At 63.0% G+C, this 23,363-nt stretch carries 24 protein-coding genes; 8 read left to right on the forward strand and 16 right to left on the reverse strand.

Going from position 1 to position 23,363, the window contains the following annotated elements; translation table 11 throughout:
* Positions 1-5 precede the first annotated feature (5 nt).
* The 8 genes from OH764_RS24935 to OH764_RS24970 form a co-directional block, all read right to left on the reverse strand.
* Complete coding sequence (locus OH764_RS24935; protein WP_498848876.1) at positions 6-2,270, reverse strand: ATP-dependent DNA helicase; 2,265 nt, start codon at positions 2,268-2,270, stop codon at positions 6-8.
* On the reverse strand, positions 2,267-4,081 hold the full coding sequence (locus tag OH764_RS24940; protein WP_498848877.1) for a PDDEXK family nuclease: 1,815 nt from the start codon (positions 4,079-4,081) through the stop codon (positions 2,267-2,269). The genes OH764_RS24935 and OH764_RS24940 overlap by 4 nt, the downstream gene beginning before the upstream one ends.
* A gap of 57 nt (positions 4,082-4,138) precedes the next feature.
* The gene (locus OH764_RS24945) at positions 4,139-4,726 is read right to left on the reverse strand and encodes a LutC/YkgG family protein (protein WP_498848878.1); all 588 of its coding nucleotides are present in this window, start codon (positions 4,724-4,726) and stop codon (positions 4,139-4,141) included.
* The gene (locus tag OH764_RS24950) at positions 4,713-6,104 is read right to left on the reverse strand and encodes a lactate utilization protein B (protein ID WP_498848879.1); all 1,392 of its coding nucleotides are present in this window, start codon (positions 6,102-6,104) and stop codon (positions 4,713-4,715) included. Before OH764_RS24950 ends, OH764_RS24945 begins: the two co-directional genes overlap by 14 nt.
* Entirely contained in the window at positions 6,101-6,844 is a 744-nt protein-coding gene (locus OH764_RS24955) for a (Fe-S)-binding protein (protein ID WP_087754881.1), read from the reverse strand. The genes OH764_RS24950 and OH764_RS24955 overlap by 4 nt, the downstream gene beginning before the upstream one ends.
* Before the next feature lie 141 nt (positions 6,845-6,985).
* Positions 6,986-7,714: a FadR/GntR family transcriptional regulator gene (locus tag OH764_RS24960; protein WP_498848880.1), complete on the reverse strand. Its 729-nt coding sequence runs from the start codon at positions 7,712-7,714 to the stop codon at positions 6,986-6,988.
* 133 nt (positions 7,715-7,847) lie between these two features.
* A complete protein-coding gene (locus OH764_RS24965; RefSeq protein ID WP_498848881.1) occupies positions 7,848-9,035 on the reverse strand; it encodes a pyridoxal phosphate-dependent aminotransferase in 1,188 nt (395 codons plus the stop codon).
* Positions 9,036-9,172: 137 nt separating this feature from the next.
* The gene (locus OH764_RS24970; protein WP_498848882.1) at positions 9,173-10,654 is read right to left on the reverse strand and encodes an RNA polymerase factor sigma-54; all 1,482 of its coding nucleotides are present in this window, start codon (positions 10,652-10,654) and stop codon (positions 9,173-9,175) included.
* A 495-nt stretch (positions 10,655-11,149) separates the two neighbouring features.
* Here OH764_RS24970 and OH764_RS24975 point away from each other — a divergent pair, with 495 nt between their 5' ends.
* Positions 11,150-11,488 (forward strand): BON domain-containing protein, encoded by a 339-nt coding sequence (locus tag OH764_RS24975; RefSeq protein ID WP_498848883.1) that lies wholly within the window; start codon positions 11,150-11,152, stop codon positions 11,486-11,488.
* A 133-nt stretch (positions 11,489-11,621) separates the two neighbouring features.
* On the opposite strand, the gene OH764_RS24980 is transcribed toward OH764_RS24975, so the two are convergent.
* Positions 11,622-12,071, reverse strand: a complete 450-nt coding sequence (locus tag OH764_RS24980) for a ferritin-like domain-containing protein (RefSeq protein ID WP_020067942.1) — start codon at positions 12,069-12,071, stop codon at positions 11,622-11,624.
* A gap of 394 nt (positions 12,072-12,465) precedes the next feature.
* Between OH764_RS24980 and OH764_RS24985 the strand changes: the two genes are divergently transcribed.
* Positions 12,466-12,720: a hypothetical protein gene (locus tag OH764_RS24985; RefSeq protein WP_498848884.1), complete on the forward strand. Its 255-nt coding sequence runs from the start codon at positions 12,466-12,468 to the stop codon at positions 12,718-12,720.
* 128 nt (positions 12,721-12,848) lie between these two features.
* Here the strand turns inward: OH764_RS24985 and OH764_RS24990 are convergent, their stop codons facing one another.
* The 5 genes from OH764_RS24990 to OH764_RS25010 form a co-directional block, all read right to left on the reverse strand.
* A complete protein-coding gene (locus OH764_RS24990) occupies positions 12,849-13,430 on the reverse strand; it encodes a hypothetical protein (RefSeq protein WP_410798788.1) in 582 nt (193 codons plus the stop codon).
* An 82-nt stretch (positions 13,431-13,512) separates the two neighbouring features.
* Positions 13,513-13,857: a DUF1488 family protein gene (locus OH764_RS24995; protein WP_214880313.1), complete on the reverse strand. Its 345-nt coding sequence runs from the start codon at positions 13,855-13,857 to the stop codon at positions 13,513-13,515.
* Complete coding sequence (locus tag OH764_RS25000; protein ID WP_498848885.1) at positions 13,854-14,420, reverse strand: DUF4142 domain-containing protein; 567 nt, start codon at positions 14,418-14,420, stop codon at positions 13,854-13,856. The genes OH764_RS24995 and OH764_RS25000 overlap by 4 nt, the downstream gene beginning before the upstream one ends.
* 57 nt (positions 14,421-14,477) lie before the next feature.
* Positions 14,478-15,029, reverse strand: a complete 552-nt coding sequence (locus OH764_RS25005) for a type 1 glutamine amidotransferase domain-containing protein (protein WP_498848886.1) — start codon at positions 15,027-15,029, stop codon at positions 14,478-14,480.
* A 195-nt stretch (positions 15,030-15,224) separates the two neighbouring features.
* On the reverse strand, positions 15,225-15,572 hold the full coding sequence (locus tag OH764_RS25010; protein WP_498848887.1) for a chemotaxis protein: 348 nt from the start codon (positions 15,570-15,572) through the stop codon (positions 15,225-15,227).
* 155 nt (positions 15,573-15,727) lie between these two features.
* On the opposite strand from OH764_RS25010, the gene OH764_RS25015 reads away from it, so the two are divergent.
* The 5 genes from OH764_RS25015 (at position 15,728) to OH764_RS25035 (ending at position 20,555) form a co-directional block, all read left to right on the forward strand.
* On the forward strand, positions 15,728-17,086 hold the full coding sequence (locus tag OH764_RS25015) for a DNA topoisomerase IB (protein WP_498848888.1): 1,359 nt from the start codon (positions 15,728-15,730) through the stop codon (positions 17,084-17,086).
* 243 nt (positions 17,087-17,329) lie between these two features.
* Complete coding sequence (locus OH764_RS25020; RefSeq protein WP_498848889.1) at positions 17,330-17,845, forward strand: PRC-barrel domain-containing protein; 516 nt, start codon at positions 17,330-17,332, stop codon at positions 17,843-17,845.
* 202 nt (positions 17,846-18,047) lie between these two features.
* Positions 18,048-18,467, forward strand: coding sequence for a DUF3175 domain-containing protein (locus OH764_RS25025; RefSeq protein ID WP_498848890.1), 420 nt, complete (start codon positions 18,048-18,050; stop codon positions 18,465-18,467).
* A gap of 110 nt (positions 18,468-18,577) precedes the next feature.
* Positions 18,578-19,897 (forward strand): cation:proton antiporter, encoded by a 1,320-nt coding sequence (locus OH764_RS25030; RefSeq protein WP_498848891.1) that lies wholly within the window; start codon positions 18,578-18,580, stop codon positions 19,895-19,897.
* A gap of 85 nt (positions 19,898-19,982) precedes the next feature.
* The gene (locus OH764_RS25035) at positions 19,983-20,555 is read left to right on the forward strand and encodes an FUSC family protein (RefSeq protein ID WP_498848892.1); all 573 of its coding nucleotides are present in this window, start codon (positions 19,983-19,985) and stop codon (positions 20,553-20,555) included.
* A gap of 14 nt (positions 20,556-20,569) precedes the next feature.
* Here the strand turns inward: OH764_RS25035 and OH764_RS25040 are convergent, their stop codons facing one another.
* Positions 20,570-21,637: an AraC family transcriptional regulator gene (locus tag OH764_RS25040; RefSeq protein ID WP_498848893.1), complete on the reverse strand. Its 1,068-nt coding sequence runs from the start codon at positions 21,635-21,637 to the stop codon at positions 20,570-20,572.
* 116 nt (positions 21,638-21,753) lie between these two features.
* Between OH764_RS25040 and OH764_RS25045 the strand changes: the two genes are divergently transcribed.
* Positions 21,754-22,104, forward strand: a complete 351-nt coding sequence (locus tag OH764_RS25045) for a carboxymuconolactone decarboxylase family protein (RefSeq protein WP_498848894.1) — start codon at positions 21,754-21,756, stop codon at positions 22,102-22,104.
* 105 nt (positions 22,105-22,209) lie between these two features.
* Here the strand turns inward: OH764_RS25045 and OH764_RS25050 are convergent, their stop codons facing one another.
* Positions 22,210-23,262 carry an aldo/keto reductase gene (locus tag OH764_RS25050; RefSeq protein ID WP_498848895.1) on the reverse strand — a complete coding sequence of 351 codons (1,053 nt, stop codon included), beginning with the start codon at positions 23,260-23,262 and terminating at the stop codon, positions 22,210-22,212.
* Positions 23,263-23,363 lie beyond the last annotated feature (101 nt).

Here is a 23,363-nt window from a genome sequence, read left to right on the forward strand (position 1 = left end):
TTGAATTACCGGACCTGCCACCACCGAGGCAACAGGCGGCGCACCTCAGGCCGCCTGTACCGGTCGTCGATCAGATGCACGACGCCTTCGTCGAGCTCGGTGCGGATCACGCGGCCCGCCGCCTGCACCACCTTTTGCAGACCGGGGTACAGGTACATGTATTCGTAGCCATTGCCAAAACGCGCGTCCATCGTGCGCCGCATCTGTTCATTGACCTCGTTCATTTGCGGCAAGCCCAACGTCGCGATAAAAGCGCCGATCAGCTGTTGCCCGACCAGGTCGACACCTTCCGAAAACGCACCGCCAAGCACCGCAAATCCGATGCCCTGGTTCGCGCTACGAAACCGCGCGAGGAACGCGTCGCGGGCCGCTTCGTCCATGCCCGGCTCCTGCGCCCAGACCGGCAATCCGGGATGACGCTCGCGCATGAGCGCGACGACCTGCTGCAGGTAATCGAAACTGCTGAGGAAACCCAGGTAATTGCCGGGCTGCGCGATGTACTGCTTTGCAATCAGGTCGACAATGGGATCGAGCGAACGTTCGCGATCGCGCCAGCGCGTCGACACGTTGCCGGCGACATGCACCTGTAACTGCTCCGCGCGAAACGGCCCTTCAACGTCGAGCCATTGCGTCTCCTGTGCAAGACCCAACGTATCGCGGTAGAAGTGATGCGGACTAAGCGTGCCCGAAAACATCACGGTCGTGCGCGCCGCTGCATATCGCGGCGCGAGAAACGGAGCAGGAATCACATTGCGCACGCAGAGCGTGCAACTGGTCTTGTCGCGTGGCGCGTGGCGATCTGTTGTCAGCGTGATATCGAAAATGGAATGCTTGCCGAACTGCTCTGCGAGAGCGACGAAATGCATCGCGTCGAAGAAAAAACGCAGCGACGTCTCGTCGATTGAGAGCGGCGCGTCCGCGAGCTGATCCGTCACCGCGCCAATCAGATTCTGCGCTGCCGAGAGCAGCTTGCCAGGCACATTTGGATAGACCTGATAAGACGCAGTTTGCGCCCGCTTGACCGCATTCCATTCGCGCTGCAACCGTTCAAGCGGCTTGCGCAACCCAGGCGGCGCCGTCTTGCGCGCAATCCGCAACGCCGCCTGATCGAGCGACGCCGTGTACATGCGGCGCGCACGGTCGAGCAGGTTATGCGCCTCGTCCACCAGCACGCCAATGCGCCACTGGTTGATCTGCGTGAGCGCGTAGAGCATTGCGCTGCTGTCGTAGTAGTAGTTGTAGTCGCCCACCACCACGTCGGCCCAACGCGCGAGTTCCTGGCCCAGATAATACGGGCAGACGTCATGCGCGAGCGCCGCTTCGCGCACCGCGGCGCGATCGAGCCTTTCGCCCGCGAGCGCCGTGCTACGTGCCGCGTCGAGCCGGTCATAGAAGCCGCGCGCGAGCGGACACGACTCGCCGTTGCAGGCTTTGTCGGGGTGCTCACAGGCTTTGTCGCGCGCCACCAGTTCAAGCGTTCTCAGCGGTAAAGATCCGGCGCTCCGGCGAAGCGTTTCGATCGCGTCGAGCGCGAGCGCACGGCCAGGGGTTTTCGCAGTCAGAAAGAACACGCGATCGATCTGATCCGTCGCGCACGCCTTCAATAACGGAAAGATCGTGGCGAGTGTCTTACCGATGCCGGTTGGCGCCTGCGCCATCAGCGGCTTACCGTCGCGCGCCGCACGGTAGACCGACACCGCCAGCTCGCGCTGCCCGCAGCGAAACTGCGCATGCGGAAACTGCAACGCGTTGAGCGCCGTGTCGCGCGCGACACGATGCGCCTCCTCCTGCACCGACCAATCCAGAAACCGCTCGCATTGCTCGACGAAAAAGATTTCCAGGTCGCGCGCGGTGTGCGTTTGCGTGACCAACGTTTCCTTCTGACTGCCGATGTCGAAATAAACCAGCCCGACCGTCAATTCCGTGAATCCGCGTGCGCGACACAGCAAATGTCCGTACACCAGCGCCTGCGCCCAATGCAGCGTGCGATGATTGTCAGGCATGCGCTCGAGATCGCCTCGATACGTCTTCACTTCTTCCAGGCGGTGCGCCACCGGATCATAGCCGTCTGCACGGCCCCGCACGGTGAGATTGCGATGCGTGCCGGTCAGCGTGATTTCGGTTTCGTAGCCGCTTGCGCGCCGACCCGCGACCGTGATGTGCCCCGCCATGCCTTCCAGCGAAGTTGGCGCCGGCGTGAACCGCAGATCGAGGTCGCCACGTCGCGCGGTGAACTCGCACATGGCTCGCACGGCGACGACGTAACTCATGCGGTGGGCTCCGCGATCAACGTGGCGTGCGCCGGCGCGCCGAGGGCTGGATCGGCGATCTCATGGTCGAGCGCTTCGTCAGTCCAGCGCACGTCGACCACGCGTACCGGCATGCCGTGCTGCACGCAGTAAGCTAGCCAGCGAATCTGGTTGTCCTGCAAGCGGTCGCCGGGCCCTTTCACTTCGATCAACTCATAACGCCGCTCGGCGGGCCAGAAGCGGATCAGATCGGGCAAACCCGAGCGATTGCCGCGAATATCGAGCAGCAAACGCTCAAACCACAATTTCAGGTGCGCGGCGGGCAAGCAGTCGAGCGCCGTCGTGACAAGCTCCGGCGTGAGCATCCCCCAGAACACGAACGGCGATTGCACGCCGGCTTTGCCGTGCAGATGCCGCGCAATCGTCTCGCGATACGCGCCACTATCGAGTTGAGCAAGGCACGCAGCGAACTGTTCGGCTCGGCGCGCATAAAAGTCCGGCGCGTGAAGATCAGCGGGACCGCGTTGAAACGGATGAAAAAACGCACCGGGTAGCGCCACGAATACCGGTTCCCAGCAAAGCAGTCCGAACAGCGAGTTGATCAATGCATTCTCTACGTAATGCACCGGCGCTGACTCGCATGTCAGATGATCGCGCACGACGTATTCAACGGGCTGCGGCGCTGGCGGCCTGGGCAATATCAACGTACTACGCTCGGCCGCTCGCGCAGCGGACGCGCGCACCGTCGGCTCACCAAGCTTGCGCCGCAGGCGCGGCAGCATGCGCGCAATGCGCTGCGCCTCTTCCTCGCTTTCGGGCGATGCTGCAGCGTCTAACGCTAGCGAAAGCGCAGCTTCGAAACGCTCGGCTCGTTCGAGCACGCGTACACGCCGATGACGCGCGCCGGGCCACGCGCAAACCTCGTACACGGCGAGCGCAGTGGGCCACATCTGTCGCCGCTCGCAATGCTGGCCGATACGAAAGAGCAGCTTGGCGCGTCGCAATTCGAGCCACGAGTTACACGTTTCCACGCGTTGAACCCGAGCCACGAGGTCATTGAGCGCAGCGTTTTCTACTTCCAGACCGATCAGCGTGCCGGACATTGCTATCGAGTCCAGTTCTTCACGACACGCGTGCAACGCGAGGTAAACATCGACATCTGCGCGCTGCTGAAAGGCTCGCGACGCCGGCCCGAAAGCCACTTTTTCGTACCGGAACACGCCGAGATCGGCGAGCACGAATTCTGACCAGTCCTGTTGCAGATTGCCGAAGAACATCAGACGCAGACGGTCGCACAGCGGCGCGATGTCCACGCTAAACACGCAATCGGTCGTTTGGGGGTGCCATGCGGACAACGGGCGCGCGATGCAGCTATCGGTGTCATACCCGTCCCGGTCGGCATAGAACGGCCGTAATGCTTCCAGCAGATCGACCTTGCGCAGACTCCGTGCGCCCGGAATCAGCGAAAGCGCCTCCGCAAAGATGTCCAGCAATTCGGCGCGCGTGGTGAGGGCGAACAGATCGTCGAGTGTCAGGTGCGGCGCGGGATTTAGCCAGCCGAGCGCTGAGACGGGCGCAGCAGCTTGCAACGGGCAGCCGATTTCGTCGTAGGCCAGGCGGCTTGCACGAAACAATGCGCCTTTGCGCATCAACATTCGGACCAACAATGCGCGCGACGCCTGCGGTAAGCGCGCGAATGCGCCGAGAAAAGCTCGCTCGCTCGCATCGAGCAGAGCGTCGTAGCGTTGCGCGAGCCAGGCGAGGGCACGCTCGAAATTCAGCAGATAGTATGGGACACCGGCGAGGGAATCCGGCGGAGCATCGGTTGCCACGGAGTTTGCATGACCTGTACGTTTATACAGTAATGATAGCAAACTCCGCCGCGGCGACTACTCAGTGGCCAGCCACACCGCCGTCAGCGACCGCACGCCCTGCGCGCCGCGAATCAGAACGCCCTCGATGTCCGCGGTCGCCGAAGGTCCGGTGACGAGTGCCGCGTAACGGGCATCGCGAAAGTCGTCGCGGCGATAAACGTCCTGCAGGCCGTCGACGAGTTGTGCCGGATCGAGCAGAACCACAAGATGCTGAACGATATAGCCCAACGCATTGACCACGTACTCGCGTTCGCTGAACCACACGGAGCCGGTCTCCGCCACACCAAAACGCGCACGCACGACGCCGACGTCGATATCCTGCAACGACGAAGGTTCGGTGCCTGCCGTGAGCAGGCGCGTGCCGGGTACTTCGGCAGTGGCGGACGCGATCGACACCGTTGCGCCGAATCGCTCGCGGATCAGACTCGCAACTTCCGACGCGGCACCCGCTTCGACGCAGGTGCCGCCCATCGTTTGCAATGCCGACGCGAAGCGTGCGCGCAAATCGCCGCCGACCGCGCTAAACAACGGCACGTCGGGGCGCGGGCGCGCCGCCGGTTGCGCCTGCCGCACTTTCGCGATAAAGGCCTCACGCGTTGCCATCGCCACCTCCGCGGTTTTGCTTGTACCACGCGTGGAAGGTCTGCTTCGGCGCCTCGGGCAATTCGCGTTGTCTGCCCCAGATATTCAGCGGGTTATAGAGTACGAAGTTCGGTAGCCGCCGCAATGCGCCGCTCATTGAAGCTACGGTTGCCCGATACAGCGTCGGGCTCGCGAGCAGACGCCCTGTCATCTTCAATACTTCCTGCTTCACGAACGGCACTTCGTGGCGCTCGGCAATCACCGTCCGCCATTTATAAATCTGCTCGTGAATATTGATCTTCACCGGACACACGTTCGTGCAACTGCCGTTGAGCGTGGACGCAAACGGCAGCGCGCTATAGCGTTTCAGGTCGAACGTGGGGTTAATGATCGCGCCGATCGGCCCCGAGTACGTACCGCCATACGACAGCCCGCCGCTGCGCCGATACACGGGACACGTGTTCATGCAAGCTCCGCAGCGGATGCATTTGAGCGAGTACCAGAAGTCGTCCATCGCGAGCCGTTCCGAGCGGCCATGATCGACGAGGATGAAATGCATCTCCGTGCCCGGACGTGGCGCGCGGAAATGCGAGGTGTATTGCGTGATCGGCGAACCAAGCGCACTGCGCGAGAGCATACGAATAAACACACCGAGATCCGAGACCTTTGGAATCAGCTTCTCGATACCGATCGATGCGATATGCAGCGGCGGCACGTTTGCCGAAAGATCGGCGTTGCCTTCGTTCGTGCAAACCACAACTGTCCCCGTTTCCGCGACCGCGAAATTGCAGCCGGTCATGCCGGCCGTTTTCTCGCGTACGAAATACGGCCGCGTATTCATGCGCTGACTTTCCGCGAGGTAATGAATGTCGCTATTGTGCGGATCAGTGCCGATCGTTCGGCCAAACAGTTCGGCGACATCGGCGCGCAGCTTGTGGACCGCCGGCACCACCATGTGGCTCGGGTCCTGATGATCGAGTTGCTGGATGCGTTCACCCAGATCCGTTTCCATTACCGTAATGCCGCGCGGTTCGAGATACTCGCGCATCTTGCATTCGTCGGTGAGCATCGACTTGCTTTTGACGAGCGTGGTCATGCCGCGCTCGGACATGATCTTGTGTACGAGCGCGTTGTGCTCTTCGGCCGTCGCTGCCCAGTGGACCACGACACCGTTCGCCTCGGCCGAGGCCGCGAACTGTTCGAGGTACTCCGACAAATGCGACAGCGTGTGTTCCTTGATACCGGATGCCAGTTCGCGCAGCGTCTCCCACTCGGCAATGCCGTGCGCCTGTGCGTCGCGTTTCTCGCGCAAATCCCACAGGCGCTTGTCGTGAAACGCCACATGCTCCGTCTTTTTGATGAACTCGCCTGCTGCTTTCGCGTGGTCGATCCGGCTCATGCGCGCGCCCCGTTCAACACTTGTGCAATATGAATGAAGCGTGCGTCCGCCTTCATGCGTTCCGCACAGCCTTGCTGATGCATCAGACACGACATGTCGCCCGACACAATGTATTGCGCACCCGCATTCAGATGATCACGGACCTTGTCCTGCCCCATGCGCACGGACACCGGCTCTTCCGTCACCGAGAACGTGCCGCCGAAACCGCAGCATTCGTCGGGTCGAGACGGCTTGACGAACTCGATACCCTTCACGCCTTCAAGCAACGCGCGCGGCTTGGAAAATGGCTGGCCCGCCACTTCCGAGATCGAGGCCTCCTTCAGATGCCGCAACGCGCTGCAACTATTGTGCAGGCCGACGCGATACGGAAACTCGGCCCAAGGAAACTCGCGCGCACCCACCACATCGTGCAGAAACTCGACGAGTTCATAAGCGCTCGCCCGCACCTTTTTGACTTCGTCCGTCTGATCGATCGCGGTGAGATGCTCGCGCACGTGGTGAATGCAGCTCGCCGATGGTCCGACGATGTAGTCGTAGCCTGCAAAGTTGCGCGCGAACACCCGCTCCGCGCCGGCCGCTTCTGCATGCGCGCCGCTGTTTCCCATGGGCTGCCCACAGCAGGTCTGCTCCTGCGGGTAATCGACCTGGATGCCGAAGCGTTCGAGCAATTCGAGCGTGGCAATGCCGACCTCGGGATAAAACGCGTCGATGAAGCAAGGGATAAAGAGGGCGACTTTCATAAGCTCATTACGGGGAATGGGGCACGCGGACTCGGGACGCGTAAGATCGTCGCCAGTCAGACTGGTATTGTTGGTCTGACCAAAATATAAGGAAGTCGCCCGAGTGTGTCAATCGTTACATCGCCACGCGAAATGCGACGCCTAAAGCTTCGCAGCGTCTTCCTGATAGATCTCGCGCACGAAGGCGAGATGACGTTCGGCCGCTTTGCGTGCCTCTTGAGCGTCGCGTGCGACGACGGCGTCGTAGATGGCCTGATGCTGGCTCATCAACTGCTTTTCCATCGCCTCGTCGTAATCGATCAGCCGATGGTATTGACGCATGCCTTCGCGAATCAGCGTGTGGATGCCATGCATGACATGGGCGAGCGCGATGTTGTGGGTGGAGTCGGCGATTGCCAAATGAAAAGCGGCATCCAGCTCCGCCAGGTTCACGCGATCTTGCGACTGCGAAGCCGCCTTCAGTGCATCGAAGGCAGTCTTGATCTTGCGAAGATCGGCGGCGGTCGCGCGCTCCGCGGCATATACGGTCGAAATCGATTCGAGCCCCTGGCGCAACTCGAGAATGTCGGCACTGGTACGCGGATTCTGCAAAAGCAGTTCGGCGAGCGGCTTCGAAATGATCGGCGCCGTCAGATCGACCACCGTAAAGCCGCCCCGCCCCGACGTGGCGATATAGCCATCCGATTCCAGCCTGATCAGCGCTTCACGCAACGAAGGCCGCGATACCGCCAGTTGCGTCGCCAGATCACGCTCAGCGGGCAGCCGGTCGCCCGGCATCAGCGTGCCGTCGGAGATCAATTGCTTGATCTGGTCTGCGACGACGTCGGAGAGCCGTTTGCGCGTGAAAGACTGGATCGGGCGAAAGTGCATAGGCTACGGCTGGCAAAGCCGGTTGTTCAGGATGGTTCGTTAGCGGCAGTACGCGACGCGACAGAGCTAAAACGGGAGCGAATGAATTATACCGTTGGGCGCCCTGCGCGATTTTCGCTGCGGGCACGCGTACTCACGGGTTCGGTTGCAACGGCAACGCCGCGACGAACGCCGCAATCCGCTCGCACGCCTCGGCAAGCCTCGCTTCGTCGACGACAAAGCCCAACCGGACGAAACCGTTCGCCGTCTCGCCAAAAGCACTCGCGTCGAGCACCGACACGCCTTGCGCGCGAAACAGCTGCCATGTGAAATCGACGGTGTCGAGGCCGGTGCCGCTCACGTCGACCATCATGAACATGCCCGCTTCGGGCAGCAGGCAGCGCAATCGCGGGACCCGGCTCAAACGCTCGAACACGACGTCGCGACGGCGCCTGTAGATATCGCGCATTTGTGCGACGATCCACGACTTCTCCTGTAACGCCGTCAATGCCGCCTGCTGGATGAAGCCCGGCAAGCCATACAGCATGGCAAGCGCGAGGCGTCCCATGTGTTCGATCAGTTGCGTGGGTCCGATCGCCCACCCTACGCGCCACCCGGCCATTGCATGCGATTTGGACAGACTGCCGAGCGTCACCGTGCGCTCCGCCATGCCGGGCAGCGACATGATGCTCACATGTTCGCGCTCGAACGTGAGATCGGCGTAGACCTCGTCGGACAGCACCCACAGGTCGTGCTCGCAGGCGAGCCGCGCAATGCGTTCGAGGTCCGCGCGCGGCATCACGACACCTGTTGGATTGCACGGCGTCGCGAAGAAAATTGCCTTGGTGCGCGGTGTCACGGCTCGTTCGAGTGCGTCGCAGTCCAGGTGAAATGCCCGCGCGGGATCGACCGGCACCGGCACGAGCGTCGCACCTGCGGCGCGCACGCACGCTTCGTAGGTGAGGTACATCGGCTCGGGCACGATAACCTCGTCGCCTGCTTCGAGCAGACAAAGCGACGTGGCAAACACCCCGTTTTGCGCGCCCGCCGTGAGGATCACATTCGCCGCGCCGACCGTACAACAGGTCATGCGCGCCTGCTCTTCGGCAATCGCCGCACGCAGCGGATCGCGCCCGGACACAGCGCTGTAATGCGTATCGCCGCCGCGCAACGCGTCGATGGCACGCTCGACAATCGGTGCGGGCGTAGCGAAATCGGGGTCTCCTACGCTCAGCACGATGACATCATTGCCATTCGCCGCGGCCTGCTGCGCCACGCGATGAATCTCCCACGCCGACGTACGTCTGCCTTGCAAACCCTCGACCCGACTCGAATACTTCATCGCGCTCACCCGTTTCTGATTGACCCGCCAATGTAATGGGGCGTGCGCGAAACGTCCAGATACGAAAAAGCGCCACGCGGGCGGACAGCCTCGCGTGGCGCTTCGTATCAAAGCCCCGTTTGCAGGGCTGGGCAAATTCAGACCTGGCGGCGCAACTCCGCCGGCGGCACCTTCATCAGATGCCGATACTTGGCGACCGTGCGGCGCGCGACGAGCACGCCCTGATCCGCGAGCATCTTTGCCAGCGTCACATCGGAGAGCGGGTCGCGGGTGTTTTCCGCAGCAATCATTTCTTTCAGCAGCGCCCGCACCGCGGCGGCGGAACAAGTACCGCCGCTTTCGGTGCCGAGCTCGCGCGGGAAGAAATGCTTGAACTCGAAAATGCCGCGCGGCGTGGCCATATATTTGTTGCCGGTCGCGCGCGAGATGGTCGATTCGTGCAGGCCGAGTTCGTCGGCGACGTCGCGCAACACCATCGGCTTGAGCGCGATTTCACCGTACTGGAAAAACGCCTTTTGATGCGCGACGATGCATTCGGCGACGCGTTGAATCGTGTCGAAGCGCTGCTGCGCGTTCCTGATCAACCAGCGCGCTTCCTGAAGCTGCTGGGCGAGCGGCGAACGGCTGGCCCCGGCCGATTGCGCAAACAGCTCGGCATACATGCGGTGAATGCGTGCGCGCGGCTGCACGGCAGGATTGATCGTCACCACCCACTTGTTGCGCACCTGACGCACGATCACGTCGGGCACGACGTAGTTGTCTTCGGTGCGGCCGTAGCAGTTGCCCGGCTTCGGATCCAGCTTGCGCACGAGTGCGCAGGCCACACGCAGTTCTTCCGCAGAACAGCCAATCTGCTTTTGCAGTTCCGCCTGCTCGCGACGCGCGAGCCGCTCCAGATGGTGTTCGACAATCTGCCGCGCGACATCGCGCCCCGGCGTGTCCGCGGGCAACGCATTGACCTGCAGCAATAGACACTCGGACAGCGAACGCGCGCCGAGGCCGGGCCGGTCGAGCGACTGCACGAGGCGCAGCGCGACCAGCAGTTCTTCCTCTGTCAACTCGGGTTCGAGATCGACACTGTCCGCGAGATCCGCCAGGTCCTGGCGCAGATAACCGTCGTCGTCGAGCGCCTCGATGACGAAGCGCGCGACGGCGCGATCGCGATCGTCCAGACGATAAAGGCGCAGTGCGTCGTGCAGTTGCTCGCGCAAGGTGGGTTGCGAGCGTGCCCATTCGGCGGGATCGCTGCCGTCGGAGTCGCCGTTCTGGCGGGCCGAACTGCGGCTGCTGTAATCGCCCGAAAAGTCGCCGGGCATATCGTCGGGGCCGCCGCTGTCGAGGCTCTCGCTGGTAGCGGCTTCAGCGGGCAACGAGTCGGGCTCGGCGGCCGCGACTGCATCGGTTGCCGGCAACGCGCCCTGCTCTTCGCCGGACGTGGCTGTTGCCAGCGCAACGTCCTCCGTATCCGACGAGTCATATTCGAGGAACGGGTTCGTATCGAGCGCAGTTCGCAACTCCTGCTGGAACTCCAGAGACGATAGCTGCAACAGACGCACCGACTGCTGCAAACGCGGCGTAAGTGCAAGAGACTGCCTCGTGCGAAGTTCAATTGAAGGCATCGTGTTCAGGTCCCGTTGAAAGCTGAAGTAAAAGGAGTGACCTCAGTAGAGCAACACGCGTACCAGCTTTTGCAACGCACTGTTTTATTTGGGCTTTATTTTTCCAGGCCCACGAATTGCAACGCCGCGCGGCGCCTTTTTTACAAGCAACCCGGCAAATTCCGCATCCGCTCCACACGCGTCGGCGGCCGCACGTACACCACGCACCCGCGCTATTCATCAGCGGAAAAGCGCCCGCTGGTGCGGACTTCGCAACTTCTCCGGTCTGCAGCCACGAGGTGCAGGCACACACATTGCGGTAACGGGAATGTGGACGGACGGCTCTCTTCGCATCCGGCGTGAACGCGCAATGACTGTGAAGACCCGGCCGGTGTCGATAACGGGCCCTGACGGAACCGTAGCGGCGACGACCCCACGCGAGTCATCGGCGGCTTCGGCCGCGATCGACCGCAGGCAACAAGACCGCATTTTCATCAACACCCGAAGGAGAAAACCATGAAGACCATCCAATTCCTGAAGACTGCCGGCAGCATCGCGTGCGTTGCCTTCGCATTGAACGCTACGGCACAAACGAGCGCCTCGGCTCCGTCGGCTTCGTCCGAAACGATCGGCCAGCACGTCGACGACAGCACGATCACCACGAAGGTCAAAGCCGAACTGCTCGGTGCGAAGAACCTGAAGTCCACGCATATCCATGTGAAGACCCGCAAGGGCGTCGTGTGGCTCACGGGTACGGTGCCTTCGGCTGAGGACAAGACCGCCGCCCAGGACGTCGTGAAAGGCGTGAAGGGCGTGAGCAGCGTGAAGAACCACCTGAAAATCGCCGCAGAATAATCTCGAGGCGCCCGGCGTTCTGCGCCGGGCGCAGCGCCCCGAGAAGCCTCGAGGAGTCCCGAGAAAAAAGGCCGTCCGCATTGTGCGGACGGCCTTTCTGCTTTAGAGGCCGGCCTGACGGCCGGCTACCCGATTAGCTCTTCGCCGCGTATTGATCGCGAAGATCGCGAACGCGGTCGTGATTCTGCAGCACGCCTTGATACTGGCGCTCGACAATCGCGCGCACGTCGGCGGGCAGTTCTTTTTCCAGCGCGTCGTGATAGTTTTTCTTGGCGACGTCCTCGCCCTTTTCCACCTCGACAAGGATCTGATGGTCGCTGCGGTCCGTCACCGCCGACTTCACATCGACCCATCCCCGGTGCAGCGCACCGCTCACACTGCCGCCCGTTTCCGGCTTACCGCCCAGGCGCTGAACCACATCCTGCAGCTCGCGTGCGCCGCGCGCGCAATCTTCGGCGCGCGTCAGAAACATCGTCTTCAACTGTGTGTCACGCGCATCTTCGGCCGCCTTGCGAAAGCCCTTTTCACCATCCTTCGATGTTTCGATGAGATCGTTCAGCACGGAGACAACATTCGTAGTCATTCAATACCTCCAGGGTTTCGTTAATCGCGGAATCCGTTGCCGGCACGCCCGCATGTATCGCGGTTCGCGTGCCGCCTGCTTTGCCAACGCCTGCGCAAGGCAACGGGGTTCACTGTTTCATACGCATGGCGCGTGCCCGAAAGTTCACAGGGTGCATTGCGCGCGCGCACTCTGTCTGCGCGGCCGTCTTTGTTGCAGAGGTGGGTAATTGTTGCGCGGCGCGAACTGTCTTGAGCGGCGTGAAAGCCTTTCTGAGCGCGGCTTTCGCCGGTGGCACACCCGTTGCTTTTATCGCTTCGCCCGAGTAATGCCATGCAGCGCACAAGTTGAAAAGCTGCATGACGTATCGACGAATTGAAAAGAATGGGCATGCAACAACGACAGGGAGAACATCATGAAGATTCGCAGCGCAGAATGGCTGGTCGCCGTCGCCATCGTCTCGTCGGCCAGCGTGTTGCAGATCCGCGAGCATATGCAGCCGGACGATAGCGCTGCGGCGAGTACGAGCGCTGGCGCGCAAGCCGCGCCTTCGACCTGCGAAGGTTCTCGCAAAGGCGTCATGCCGGCCGCATGTGAACCCACGCGCGACCAACGTCCTGCTGACCACGCACCCGTGCCGCAACGCGCCGCCGCGCGTATCTGGGTATAACTTTCCCGACGATCAGCGCGCCTTGCGTTTTCGGTCCGCCAAAGAAAAGGGCCCGACGTCTGTCGGGCCCTTTTCGATTGCCTTCTCGCTTGCTGCCGTTCGGCGCTGTCGCCGCCGTCGCCGCTGTATCAGGCGCGCGTTTCGTTGTACTCGTTGAGCGGAACAGGCTTCTTCAGCGGATCGAAGTCGGCCCAACGGCCTTGTTGCCAACGACCCGTCGCGCGTTCAATCGACACGCCCCCTGCTTCTCGCAGCAAACGGGCGGCGTCGAACTGATTGTCCGGCGACACGTGCACCGCGACCAGCACGCCTGAATCGCGCGCCTCTTCGTGGAACGTCGTGCGATGCCCGGCTTCACTGCTATCGCGCGTGCGCCACATGGCACCGGCCAGCGAGCCGATATAGGCGCCGACGCCCGCAGCTATCGCCGAAACGAGCAACGGCGCAGAAAACGCCGCGAAGATGCCGACGCCAACAATAGCGCCCGCCACCGCGCCGATCGTCACGCCGAGGCCCGCGCCCTTCGGCGCGCCTTTCGCACCGGCATCGGTGTGAGTGTCGCCGCCAATGGGAAAACGCGCATGCTGGCCACGCGGATTGACGAAGAACAGCGTGACGTCTTCCTCGACGAAGCCTGCATTGAAAAGTTTTTGCGCCGCTTCTTCCGCGGCTGGAAAAGTCGTGAAGCGTGCTGCGACGATGAGTGACATGAGGCCTCCTTGCATCGTGATTGCGTTTTGACGGACGACGCTCGCGAGTAGTCGCGGTGCGCGATCAGGAGAAGCGGCGGCGCTACACCGCCGTGCCGCGGTCGGGCTCCATGCCTTCCACTCTGAACAATCCGCTATGCAAGATTACGCCCTCGCCGTCGTTCTGGTCGAGCGCCTCGGCACACACCGAACGGATCCGGTTGCGGCCCTTGTCGAAGGCCTCCATCAACTCGCTTTCGAGCGGTGAACCGGCGCCGAAATGATCTTCCAGCGCCTCGACCGTGATGGCGCAGACGACCGGTTCTCCGTCCACGCGCGCCATGAAGCGAACCGTCAGGTTGGCGCCGTCGAAGGTCGGTTTGTCGTCGGAAAAAGTGATCTGCATAAGGGAATCCTCATAGGCAGGCCGCGGCAGGATCGCATTCATGATGACGCACCCTTCATTGCGCCGGCGAGCTGCTGCGCCATCTCCAGATGATGCTTGATGACCGGCAGCGCGCGCGCGGCCGCAGCCTTCAGTTGCGAGTCGGTGCCGCTCTGGCTCTCCTGCTGGAACAGATCGACTGCCCGCTGATGCGCCTCCAGGCCGACCTGCTCGACATACGCCTCGTCGAACTTCTGACCTTTGAGCGTCTGCAGCTTGCCGACGAGCGCGGAGTCGGCCGACGGCGCGGTGGCAAGCCCCTTCTTCGCTGCGAGCGCGCCCATGCTGCGCGACAGTTTCGTGTGATCGGCGATCATCTGCTGTGCAAATTTCTTCACGCGCGGATCGCTCGAATTCTTCAACGCGATCTTGCTTGCCGCGATCTCCGTGGCGTCGGACTGTGAAGCGTCCTGGATGAACTGCTGGTCGGCGGGCGAGAGCTTCGTGCCGCCGACGGGCGCATCGCTCGCGGGAGCGTCGCTTGCCTGCGCATACACGACGCAGGCCGGCGCCGTGCCAAGAGCAAGCGCCACAGTCATCGCTGGTAGGGAATACCGTAGTTTCATGCGTTTTCTCCCTTGTTCACGGAGTCACCGGCGCGTCTCATCGCCCGCCTGCGCCGCTCATGCAGCCTTGCGTTTCGACAGTTGCCCGATCAACGCTTTGTTGAAAGCGGGAATGTCGTCCGGCTTGCGGCTCGAAATCAGATTGCTGTCTTCGACCACTTCCTGATCGACCCACGTGCCGCCCGCGTTGCGGATATCGTCCTGCAGACTCGGCCAGCTCGTCACCGTGCGCCCCTTGATGATTCCGGCCGATACGGGAAGCCACGTGCCGTGGCAGATCACCGCGATCGGCTTCTTCGCGTTGTCGGCCGCTTTCACGAATGCCTGCGCCTGCGGCAACACGCGAATCGCGTCACCGTTCACCACGCCGCCGGGCAACACAACTGCGTCATAGTCGTCCGCAATCGCTTTGTCGAAAGTCGAATCGACGTCGACCGTGTCGCCTTTATCGACGTGCTTGAAGCCCTGGATCTTTCCGGGCTTCGCTGAGATCACGTGCACGGTCGCGCCGGCCTCTGCGAGCGCGCGCTTCGGGTCGACCAGTTCAGCCTGTTCGAAACCGTCTACCGCCAGGATCGCTACCTTCAGACCGTCGAGGCTGTTCGCCATGTTTCTCTCCTTGTTCAAATGCCGGGGCCGCGCATGCTATGCGCCAAACCCCTTTCATCATTGATTAACGATGCGGCAGCAAGGCTTGTGCCTGCTGCGCCGAGACCCGCTACTGCGTCATCCCTCCGGCCTCTATGCCCGCTGGGACGGGCATCGAAGCGTGGATGCCTCGGCGAAGCGAGGGCCGCAACGCGATTACAGCCCGCTCGGGTCGTCGTCGAGACCGTCGTCGTCTTCGTCGGCTGTGGGTGGCGTCAGAATGCGATCAGGTTCGATGTCGCTGTCCGGGTCCAGCGTCGAATCGCCGTCCGCCGCCGCGCGCTCGCCGGTGCCCGCCCGGTCGGTGTCGCTGCCCATCTCCGAGCCGCCCATTTCGAGCGCGTGATTGTCGAGTTCCGTATCGACGTCGAACTCATGGCGCTTCGCGCCCGCGACGTCGCTGCCGCTATCGGATGAATCGCTCGGTCCCAAGGCGCCCGTGGTGCCTGACGTTTGTTTGACGACCTGTTGCGGCTCTTCATCGGGGTTCAGCGTGCTGCTCATGGCGCTCTCCTTTATCGGGTTGATACGTATGACGTTCATCGCAAGGACTGTTCCGCCCGCTCACCCGCGCGCGGAGTGGCGGGCACCGGCTTTGCTGCGGGCCATCACTGGCGCAACGCGCTTCACGCTTGAAAGTTCTACCTGCAAAGAAAGCCATGGCAAACAGCACAACGACAAGCACAACGAGCACGACGAGCACGACGCAAAACGGTCATGCATCGGCGGACGACAGCGTGAAGCAGCCCGCGACAGCCGCCATGCCGCCCGGCTTGCGCCATGCCGACGACAGCAAGCCGGGCTACACGCGCAAGCGCGAGAAAGACGGCTTCGCGTATTTCGACGTACAAGGAAAGCGCATTGAAGACGAAGCGGAGATTCAGCGCATCAACTCGCTCGCGATTCCGCCCGCGTACGAAGACGTATGGATCTGTCCAGACCCGCGCGGACATATTCAGGCGACCGGCCGCGACGTGCGCGGGCGCAAGCAATACCGTTATCACCCGCGTTGGCGCGAAACGCGCGACGCCGACAAATACGAACGCATGGCCGAGTTCGGGCGAGCTCTGCCGCGAATCCGCGCGCGCGTCGCCCGCGACCTCGAACTGCCCGGCATGCCTTGCGACAAAGTAATCGCGGCGGTCGTGCGGCTGCTCGATACCACGCTGGTTCGTATCGGCAGCGTCGAATACGCGCGCGAAAATCAGTCATATGGACTGACGACACTGCGTAAGAAACACGTGAAAGTGGAAGCGGGACAGTTGCGCTTCAAGTTTCGCGGCAAGAGCGGCATCGAACACGACGTGACGGTGGACGACCAGCGCGTGAAGCGCATCGTGCGGCGCTGCGCGGACCTGCCGGGTCACGACCTGTTTCAGTATCTCGACGACGACGGCACACGCCGTACGGTAGGTTCAGCCGACATCAACGATTATTTGCGCCGCGCGAGCGGCGCGGATTTCACCGCGAAGGACTATCGGACGTGGGCCGGCAGCGTCTACGCACTCGCGGCGCTACGGCGCCTCGTGTGCGGCAGCGCTGCCGAAGCACGGCGACATATCGTGGCGACCGTGAAAGAAGTCGCGGGCTTGCTTCGCAACACGCCGGCCGTTTGCCGGCGTTGCTACATCCATCCTGCAGTGATTAGCGCATTCGAAAGCGACCAGTTGCAAACCTTGCCGCCGGGTCAGTCGCGCCGGGGTCTGAAAGTCGACGAGGTCGCGTTTGCCGCATTGCTTGCGCATGCCGAGAAGCGCGCCGCGAGGCTCGCGCGTCAGGCGGGAGCAAAAGGCCGCAAGCTGCGCGAAACGGACACCGCCGAGAGCATCAACGGCTCGATTACGACGTTGCTCAAGAAGTCGCGCACCATTCGCAACGAAGCGAATAAGGCGGCGGCGAAAGCCAGTGCCAAAGACAGCGTCAAGCCGAGCGCAAAAGCCGGCGCGCGAACGGCCCGGCGAGCCGCGAGCGCAAGTGCCCGTTCCGCGCAGCGCGTCGAGAAGACGGCCGCGAGCTAACGCCGCTCACAGCAAGCAGGAACTGCAATAGCGCGCGCAGCATTTACGCGGCCCAAGGCCGCATGCACGCGATGCCGCCCGCATCGAGCGATGCGTAATCGCGTATCGCCTCAGCGCCATGCGCGAGCACTTTCCGCGCACGTGAAGGCGCTTGTCCCGACCTGTGTAAAGCGACCGTCACTTCGGACGAGGAACGCGCGTTGCTGCATTGATCGTCACCCTAACCTGCAAAGGAGGCACATCATGGTCATGCAAAGTCAGACGCAAGGCACGCAGGGCGCACGTATCGTCGGTAAAGGCAGTGCGACGGCAGAAGGCCCGGGCCCGGACGTGATGGCGGCAGATACGCTGGACGGCAACAGAGTGCTCAGCAGCGACGGCGAGGACATCGGCAAGATCAAAGACATCATGCTGGATGTACGCTCGGGCCGCGTTGCGTATGCGGTGCTGTCGAGCGGCGGCTTCCTCGGCATCGGCGACAAGCTGCTCGCAATTCCATGGCGCGCTCTTACGCTGGACACCGAGCAGAAGTGCTTCGTGCTGGACATGACGGCGGAACGCGTGAAAAGCGCCCCGGGTTTCGACAAGGATCACTGGCCGTCGATGGCGGATGAGACATGGGCCACGTCCATTCACCAGTACTACGGCAGGGAGCCATATTGGGGCCGCGACCGGTTCGATATGCGCGATGACGTGGGCGTGGGCGATATTCCGGCCGGTTCGTCGGATGCGCCCGAAGCCGGTGGAGTCAAGCTGTAATCGGCGAGCCGCGGCGAGTGCGTGAAGCAGTTTGCCGTTCGCAGTTCGCGCACCGTCCTCACTGCGCCGGCACGTCGTCATCGCGGCGGCCGGCGCGTTTGACTTGACCGCGTCGACTTCGATGACGCAGACGGCCCCGGGAATCGCGCGCAATCCTGCAAGCAGGGCCGCGCGACAAAGACTGTAGAAGGAGGCGGCTCGAATGGCGGCCCGAAAAACCACCAGCAAATCGACCAGCAAATCGCGGCGCTCGCCGGCACGCGGCAAGTCGGGGCGGCCGCCGCGTCAGCGCCATGCGCAAGCGCATGCCGCTGAGCAGAAGAAAGCATCGCGCGCAGGAGGCAAGAGTTCACACAGGTGGTCGCATCATGTGATGGAAACGAGCGACGCGATGGACCTCGAGCACGACATCTTCAAGACAGGGAACGCCGAAGAAATTGCGAAATCGCTTAAGCAGTCGTCGACAAAAAGCAGCCGCCGCAAAGGGACGCCGTTTCAATCGGCGATGTCGATGCTCAATTTTTACATCAACCGAGCAGGCAAGAACCTGCCGAAAACCCGCCGCGCAACGCTGGAGCAAGCCAAGCGCAAGTTGCGCGAAGCATTCGGGCGCGCGCCCTGAGATTCATGCGCTGTCGCGCGTTGACTGCCGCGACGCGTTGCACCCGGGCGCTCGTCCAATTACCCCGGCCGGTCATGCGCCTTTCGCATGTCGGCTCTAACCCGATGCTCATGCACGAAACTTTGTGGTTCCTCATCGTCGGCGCCGTGCTCGTTTTCATGGGCGTGGCCGCGACGACCCTCCGCCGCCTGCCCGTCAGCGCGGCCATGTTCTATGTTGCGCTCGGCTACGCGCTCGGGCCGCCCGGCTTCGATCTGCTGCATCTCGACATGGTCGTCGATGCGCATCTGCTGCGCACCGTCACCGAAATCGCGCTACTGGTGTCGCTGTTCGCTATTGGACTGCGCTTACGCGTGGGTGTGCTCGACAGACTGTGGATGGTGCCGCTCCGCCTAGGCTTCCTCGCGATGCTGGCGACCGTGCCGCTCCTCACCCTCTTCTGCGTCTACGTTCTGAATCTCGGCTGGGGGCCAGCCACCCTGCTGGCCGCTATTCTCGCGCCGACCGACCCGGTGCTCGCCCACGACGTGCAGGTGCACGACCCCGGCGACCACGATTTGCTGCGCTTCGCGCTTTCCGGCGAAGGCGGCCTGAACGACGGCATAGCGTTGCCGTTTGCGATGGTGGGTCTCGCCATCTGCGCAGTGCAAGGAGCCGACGCTGGCGACGTGCTGAACCTGGAGTTTGCCGGCAGTGTCGTGTGGGGTGTATTGGGCGCACTCGCGATAGGCGGTGTACTCGGCTGGGTCACGACGCACGCGGTCGCCTGGCTGCGCACGCGCCATGCGCACGCGCTCGGTCTGGAAGGCTTTTTTGCGCTCGGGCTGATCGGCTTGTCGTTCGGCGCCGCGCAGTTTGCTCAGACTTACGGCTTTCTCGCCGTGTTCGCGGCTGGCGTGTCGATGCGTCGCGTCGAATATGGGGCGAGCGGCGGGGCCTCGCCTCGCGAGACGATCGGCACCGTCGATTCGAAAAATGTCGAAGCCACTGCGTCCGATCCCGAGAAAGCCCACGCCTTCATGACCGAGTCCGTATTGGGATTCACGATCGAGCTCGAACGCATTGCTGAGGTCATCATCATGGCCATGGTCGGCAACGTGCTCGCGACGCTGGACGTGCCGCTTCTCACATGGCAGGCGTTTGCGCTTATCGTCGCGCTATTCGTTTTCGTGCGCCCCGCGTCCGTCGAGTTGTCGTTGCTCGGCTCCGACGCCATGCCGACGCAAAGGCGCCTGATGAGCTGGTTCGGCATTCGCGGCGTGGGCTCGTTCTACTATCTGGCTTATTCGCTGGAACACGGTCCGGCCGCGTCTATCACGCCGCTCGTGCCGCTCGCGCTCGCCGTGGTCACGGCTTCGGTGGTCATCCACGGGGTATCGGCGACGCCGCTCATGAACCGCTATCGGCGCCTGCGTCATAGCGAAAGCTAGAATACGGGGCCCGTTCGCTGCGCTGGCAGCATTTGCAGCGTCCGGCTCCCTTGCAGCTTTCGCAGCTTCTGAACCCCGCGATTCAATGACTCCTCACGACGATCCAGCAAAAACGACGCGCGCAAGCGCCGCCGAATCGCTTTTCGCGTTCCTCAAATCGCTGCCGTTCGCGGAGCGGCTCACCGAAGGCAGCCTGATGGCGTTCCAGGCCGTGGCGGGCGCGAGCCTCGCGTTCGAAATCGGCCAGGCGCTGCATACCGAGCAGGCATTCTGGGCGGCGATCACCGCCATTGCAGTGAGCCAGCACAGCTATGTCGACACGCGCAAGCTGTCGCGCGACCAGTTCATCGGCGCAATGGTCGGCGGCTTATGCGGCCTTGCCGGCGCGACGCTCGGCCACGGCTATTTTGCGGCCTACGCGGCGACGGTGGCAGTGGCCATCGTGCTGTGCTGGATCGTGAACGTCGGCAGCGCGGCGCGGCTCGGCGGGATCACGGCCACCATCATGCTGCTGGTACCGGGCATTGGCCCGGCATGGGACAAAGCCTTGTTGCGCCTCGGCGAAGTCACGCTCGGCACCGTATGCGCGCTGCTGGTCGCGTGGTTGATGTCGCGGGCGGAGCAGCGCTGGTTCAGCACGCCCGGCAAGGCGCGCTGAGCGGCACCGCCGGTTCATGAAGACACGTCCAACGCGCTTTGCTGTGGATGGCGCCGGTAGCGTCCCGGTGTTACGCCGACGCTTTGCTGAAACGCTTTGCCGAACGCGGCTTCAGACTGATAACCCACCGCCTCGCCGATTTCCGCCGCGCTGCGCTGCGTGCGGCGCAGCAGGTCGCAAGCGATGGTCATGCGAATCTGCGTGAGGAAATCCATCACGGTCATACCGGCGCGTTCGTTGAAACGCCGTGCGTAAGTGGCGCGCGACATCGCGGCAAGCTCGCCCAATTCAGCAATGGTCCACGCGCGCTGCGGCGCGCTCAACATGCCCTGCACTGACGCCGATAGACGCGGGTCGGCCAGCAGCGACAGCATGCCGGGAGTCGAATCGGCCTGCTCGCCGTGTACGCGTAACGCCATGCCGAAGAGCGCCTGACTCAGCGCTGTGACGATGGCGAGCGCACCGGGCCGGCGTTGGCCCGCCTCGTCGCGCATCAACCCGATCACCGTCTGCAATGGGGCGAGCGTGCGGACGCCGCCGAGCGACACAAGGAACGGATCGGGCAGCGCATTCAGCAGCAACGCCGACGAACCCGGCGTGTAGGCGAAGCGGCCGCAGAGCAGGTCGAGATCGGTGCTGTTCGCCGTGGTGTGCTCTGCGCCGCCGCGGGCAGCGTCCGTGTGGGCGGTCATGACATCAGCGGTAACTTCTTCGCCACTCACGGACTTGCCGTCCAGACCTTCCCGCTCCGCAGCCTTCCCAATCCCCCGGCCGTCGTTTCGCTTGACCGGCAGCAGGCCGTCGTGACTCATGACCAGCGGCGCGCTGACGGCGCTCAGCTCGACATCTCTCACGCGATGTGCCGCGCCGCGTGGAAACAGCATGAAATCGCCGGTCTGCAGGCGCACCTGCGCGCCGTCCGCCATCTCGATCACGCACGACCCTGCCAGCACCAGATGGAACGGCGCAATGCCGGGATCCATCGGCGCATGGTCGACATCGAACCCGCCGGTGAGCAGGCATCGCAAATCCAGACTGGCTTGCGGTCGCGCAAGGTCGAGTAACCGGCTGAGCGTATCCATGAGACGTCCGCGCTAAATGTTGAGCCAGTCGAGTATTCAGGATGTCGCCGTCCCGCGCAATACTTTGTCCATGGCGCCGGCAACCGCCGACACCCCATAGACGAAGGAGCATTGCCATGTTGAACTGGACCGAATACCGCAAGCAGCTGTTTGGCCGCATCGGCGAAATCGGCAAGCTGTCGCCGGACACCGTGAAGGGCTATCAGACGTTGTCCAACGCCGGTCAGAAGAACGACCTGCTGGGCGCGAAGACGCGCGAACTGATCTCGCTCGCGGTGGCCGTGAGTTTGCGCTGTGACGGCTGTATCACGGTGCATACGGCCGAAGCGCTGAAGCAAGGCGCGACCCGCGAGGAAATAGCCGAAGCACTCGGCGTAGCGGTCGCGATGAACGCCGGCGCGACGATGGTCTACTCGGCCCGCACGATGGACGCGGTGGCGGCGTATTCCGCCGACGCATCGGTTTAACGCGCCGGGTGTCTTCGCTGGGGGCCCCTTCAGCACCGGAGGTTCGTCGCTGCATCGTGCGTCCGTCGCAAGCGCCGGACGATCGCCCGGCACACGCAGGCGGCCTCAAACCACCAGACGGCGCGCCTCCTCGAGCTGCTTGCGGCGCGCTTCGCCCTGGCGCGCCAGCATCCAGCCGGGATACTCGGCAGGCAGCGCGCTCACCTGATCGAGCCTTGCGAGCTCGTCCGCGGTGAGCGCGACGCCGGTCGCCGCGATGTTGTCGTCCAGTTGCTCGACCTTCTTCGCGCCGACGATCACCGAAGTCACCACCCGTTGATGCAGCAGCCACGCAAGGGCGATCTGCGCGACCGACACGTGCTTTGCCTCGGCAATCTCCCGCATCGCGTCGATGCAGTCGTACGCACGATCGCGGTTGACCGGCGGAAAGTCGAATGTCGTGCGGCGGCTGCCCGCTTCGCCCTGCTGCTCACGCCCGTATTTGCCGCTCAGCAATCCACCCGCGAGCGGACTCCACACCATGAGCCCGAGCCCTTCGCTTTGCAGCATCGGCACGAGTTCGCGTTCCAGGTCGCGGCCTGCAACCGTGTAGTACGCCTGCAGCGTTTCGAAGCGCGCGGTTCCCAAACGCTCCGCTATGCCGAGCGCCTTCACGATCTGCCACGCCGCCCAGTTCGACACGCCGACATAGCGCACGTGACCGTGCTGCACGAGCGTATCGAGCGCGCGCACGGTTTCCTCGATCGGCGTCGCCGGGTCGAAACCGTGGATCTGATACAGGTCGACGTGATCCAGCTGCAGGCGTTTCAAACTGGCCTTCATTCCGTCGATGATGTGATAGCGCGACGCGCCGCGCGCGTTCGGAAACTCGCCGGTCGGGCCGAAAACCTTGGTCGCCACCACGACCTTGTCGCGCGGCACCTTGAGGTTTTTCAGCGCCTGGCCGGTAATCTGCTCGGACAGGCCTTCGGCGTAGACGTCGGCCGTGTCGACGAAATTGATGCCCGCGTCGAGCGCCCGGCCGACGAGCCGCTCCGCGTCGGCCTGCTGCAAATCGCCGATCTGCTTCCACATGCCTTCGCCGCCGCCGAAGGTCATCGTGCCCAGACAAAGTTCGGAAACAAAAACCCCGGTACGGCCAAGCTGGTTGTATCGCATTGTCGAAACTCCATCGTGGATGAGTGCACAGGTGAGCCGTAAAGAGTACTGCAATTGACGCCGTCGAGCAGGCGGGGACTGCCGTCGCTTTCGGAACGCCG

The sequence above is a fragment of the Burkholderia sp. M6-3 genome, assembly GCF_050858985.1.
Taxonomy (GTDB): Bacteria; Pseudomonadota; Gammaproteobacteria; order Burkholderiales; family Burkholderiaceae; genus Paraburkholderia; species Paraburkholderia caledonica.

Coding starts and splice junctions, on each gene's coding strand:
- OH764_RS24970 (WP_498848882.1), bottom strand. CDS start 10,654: ATGCCTTCAATTGAACTTCGCACGAGGCAGTCTCTTGCACTTACGCCG.
- OH764_RS25045 (WP_498848894.1), top strand. CDS start 21,754: ATGTTGAACTGGACCGAATACCGCAAGCAGCTGTTTGGCCGCATCGGC.
- OH764_RS24990 (WP_410798788.1), bottom strand. CDS start 13,430: ATGTCACTCATCGTCGCAGCACGCTTCACGACTTTTCCAGCCGCGGAA.
- OH764_RS25020 (WP_498848889.1), top strand. CDS start 17,330: ATGGTCATGCAAAGTCAGACGCAAGGCACGCAGGGCGCACGTATCGTC.
- OH764_RS24945 (WP_498848878.1), bottom strand. CDS start 4,726: ATGGCAACGCGTGAGGCCTTTATCGCGAAAGTGCGGCAGGCGCAACCG.
- OH764_RS25025 (WP_498848890.1), top strand. CDS start 18,048: ATGGCGGCCCGAAAAACCACCAGCAAATCGACCAGCAAATCGCGGCGC.
- OH764_RS24980 (WP_020067942.1), bottom strand. CDS start 12,071: ATGACTACGAATGTTGTCTCCGTGCTGAACGATCTCATCGAAACATCG.
- OH764_RS25040 (WP_498848893.1), bottom strand. CDS start 21,637: ATGGATACGCTCAGCCGGTTACTCGACCTTGCGCGACCGCAAGCCAGT.
- OH764_RS25035 (WP_498848892.1), top strand. CDS start 19,983: ATGACTCCTCACGACGATCCAGCAAAAACGACGCGCGCAAGCGCCGCC.
- OH764_RS25030 (WP_498848891.1), top strand. CDS start 18,578: ATGCACGAAACTTTGTGGTTCCTCATCGTCGGCGCCGTGCTCGTTTTC.
- OH764_RS24995 (WP_214880313.1), bottom strand. CDS start 13,857: ATGAATGCGATCCTGCCGCGGCCTGCCTATGAGGATTCCCTTATGCAG.
- OH764_RS24965 (WP_498848881.1), bottom strand. CDS start 9,035: ATGAAGTATTCGAGTCGGGTCGAGGGTTTGCAAGGCAGACGTACGTCG.
- OH764_RS25050 (WP_498848895.1), bottom strand. CDS start 23,262: ATGCGATACAACCAGCTTGGCCGTACCGGGGTTTTTGTTTCCGAACTT.
- OH764_RS24985 (WP_498848884.1), top strand. CDS start 12,466: ATGAAGATTCGCAGCGCAGAATGGCTGGTCGCCGTCGCCATCGTCTCG.
- OH764_RS24935 (WP_498848876.1), bottom strand. CDS start 2,270: ATGAGTTACGTCGTCGCCGTGCGAGCCATGTGCGAGTTCACCGCGCGA.
- OH764_RS25010 (WP_498848887.1), bottom strand. CDS start 15,572: ATGAGCAGCACGCTGAACCCCGATGAAGAGCCGCAACAGGTCGTCAAA.
- OH764_RS25000 (WP_498848885.1), bottom strand. CDS start 14,420: ATGAAACTACGGTATTCCCTACCAGCGATGACTGTGGCGCTTGCTCTT.
- OH764_RS25015 (WP_498848888.1), top strand. CDS start 15,728: ATGGCAAACAGCACAACGACAAGCACAACGAGCACGACGAGCACGACG.
- OH764_RS24960 (WP_498848880.1), bottom strand. CDS start 7,714: ATGCACTTTCGCCCGATCCAGTCTTTCACGCGCAAACGGCTCTCCGAC.
- OH764_RS24950 (WP_498848879.1), bottom strand. CDS start 6,104: ATGAGCCGGATCGACCACGCGAAAGCAGCAGGCGAGTTCATCAAAAAG.
- OH764_RS24975 (WP_498848883.1), top strand. CDS start 11,150: ATGAAGACCATCCAATTCCTGAAGACTGCCGGCAGCATCGCGTGCGTT.
- OH764_RS24955 (WP_087754881.1), bottom strand. CDS start 6,844: ATGAAAGTCGCCCTCTTTATCCCTTGCTTCATCGACGCGTTTTATCCC.
- OH764_RS25005 (WP_498848886.1), bottom strand. CDS start 15,029: ATGGCGAACAGCCTCGACGGTCTGAAGGTAGCGATCCTGGCGGTAGAC.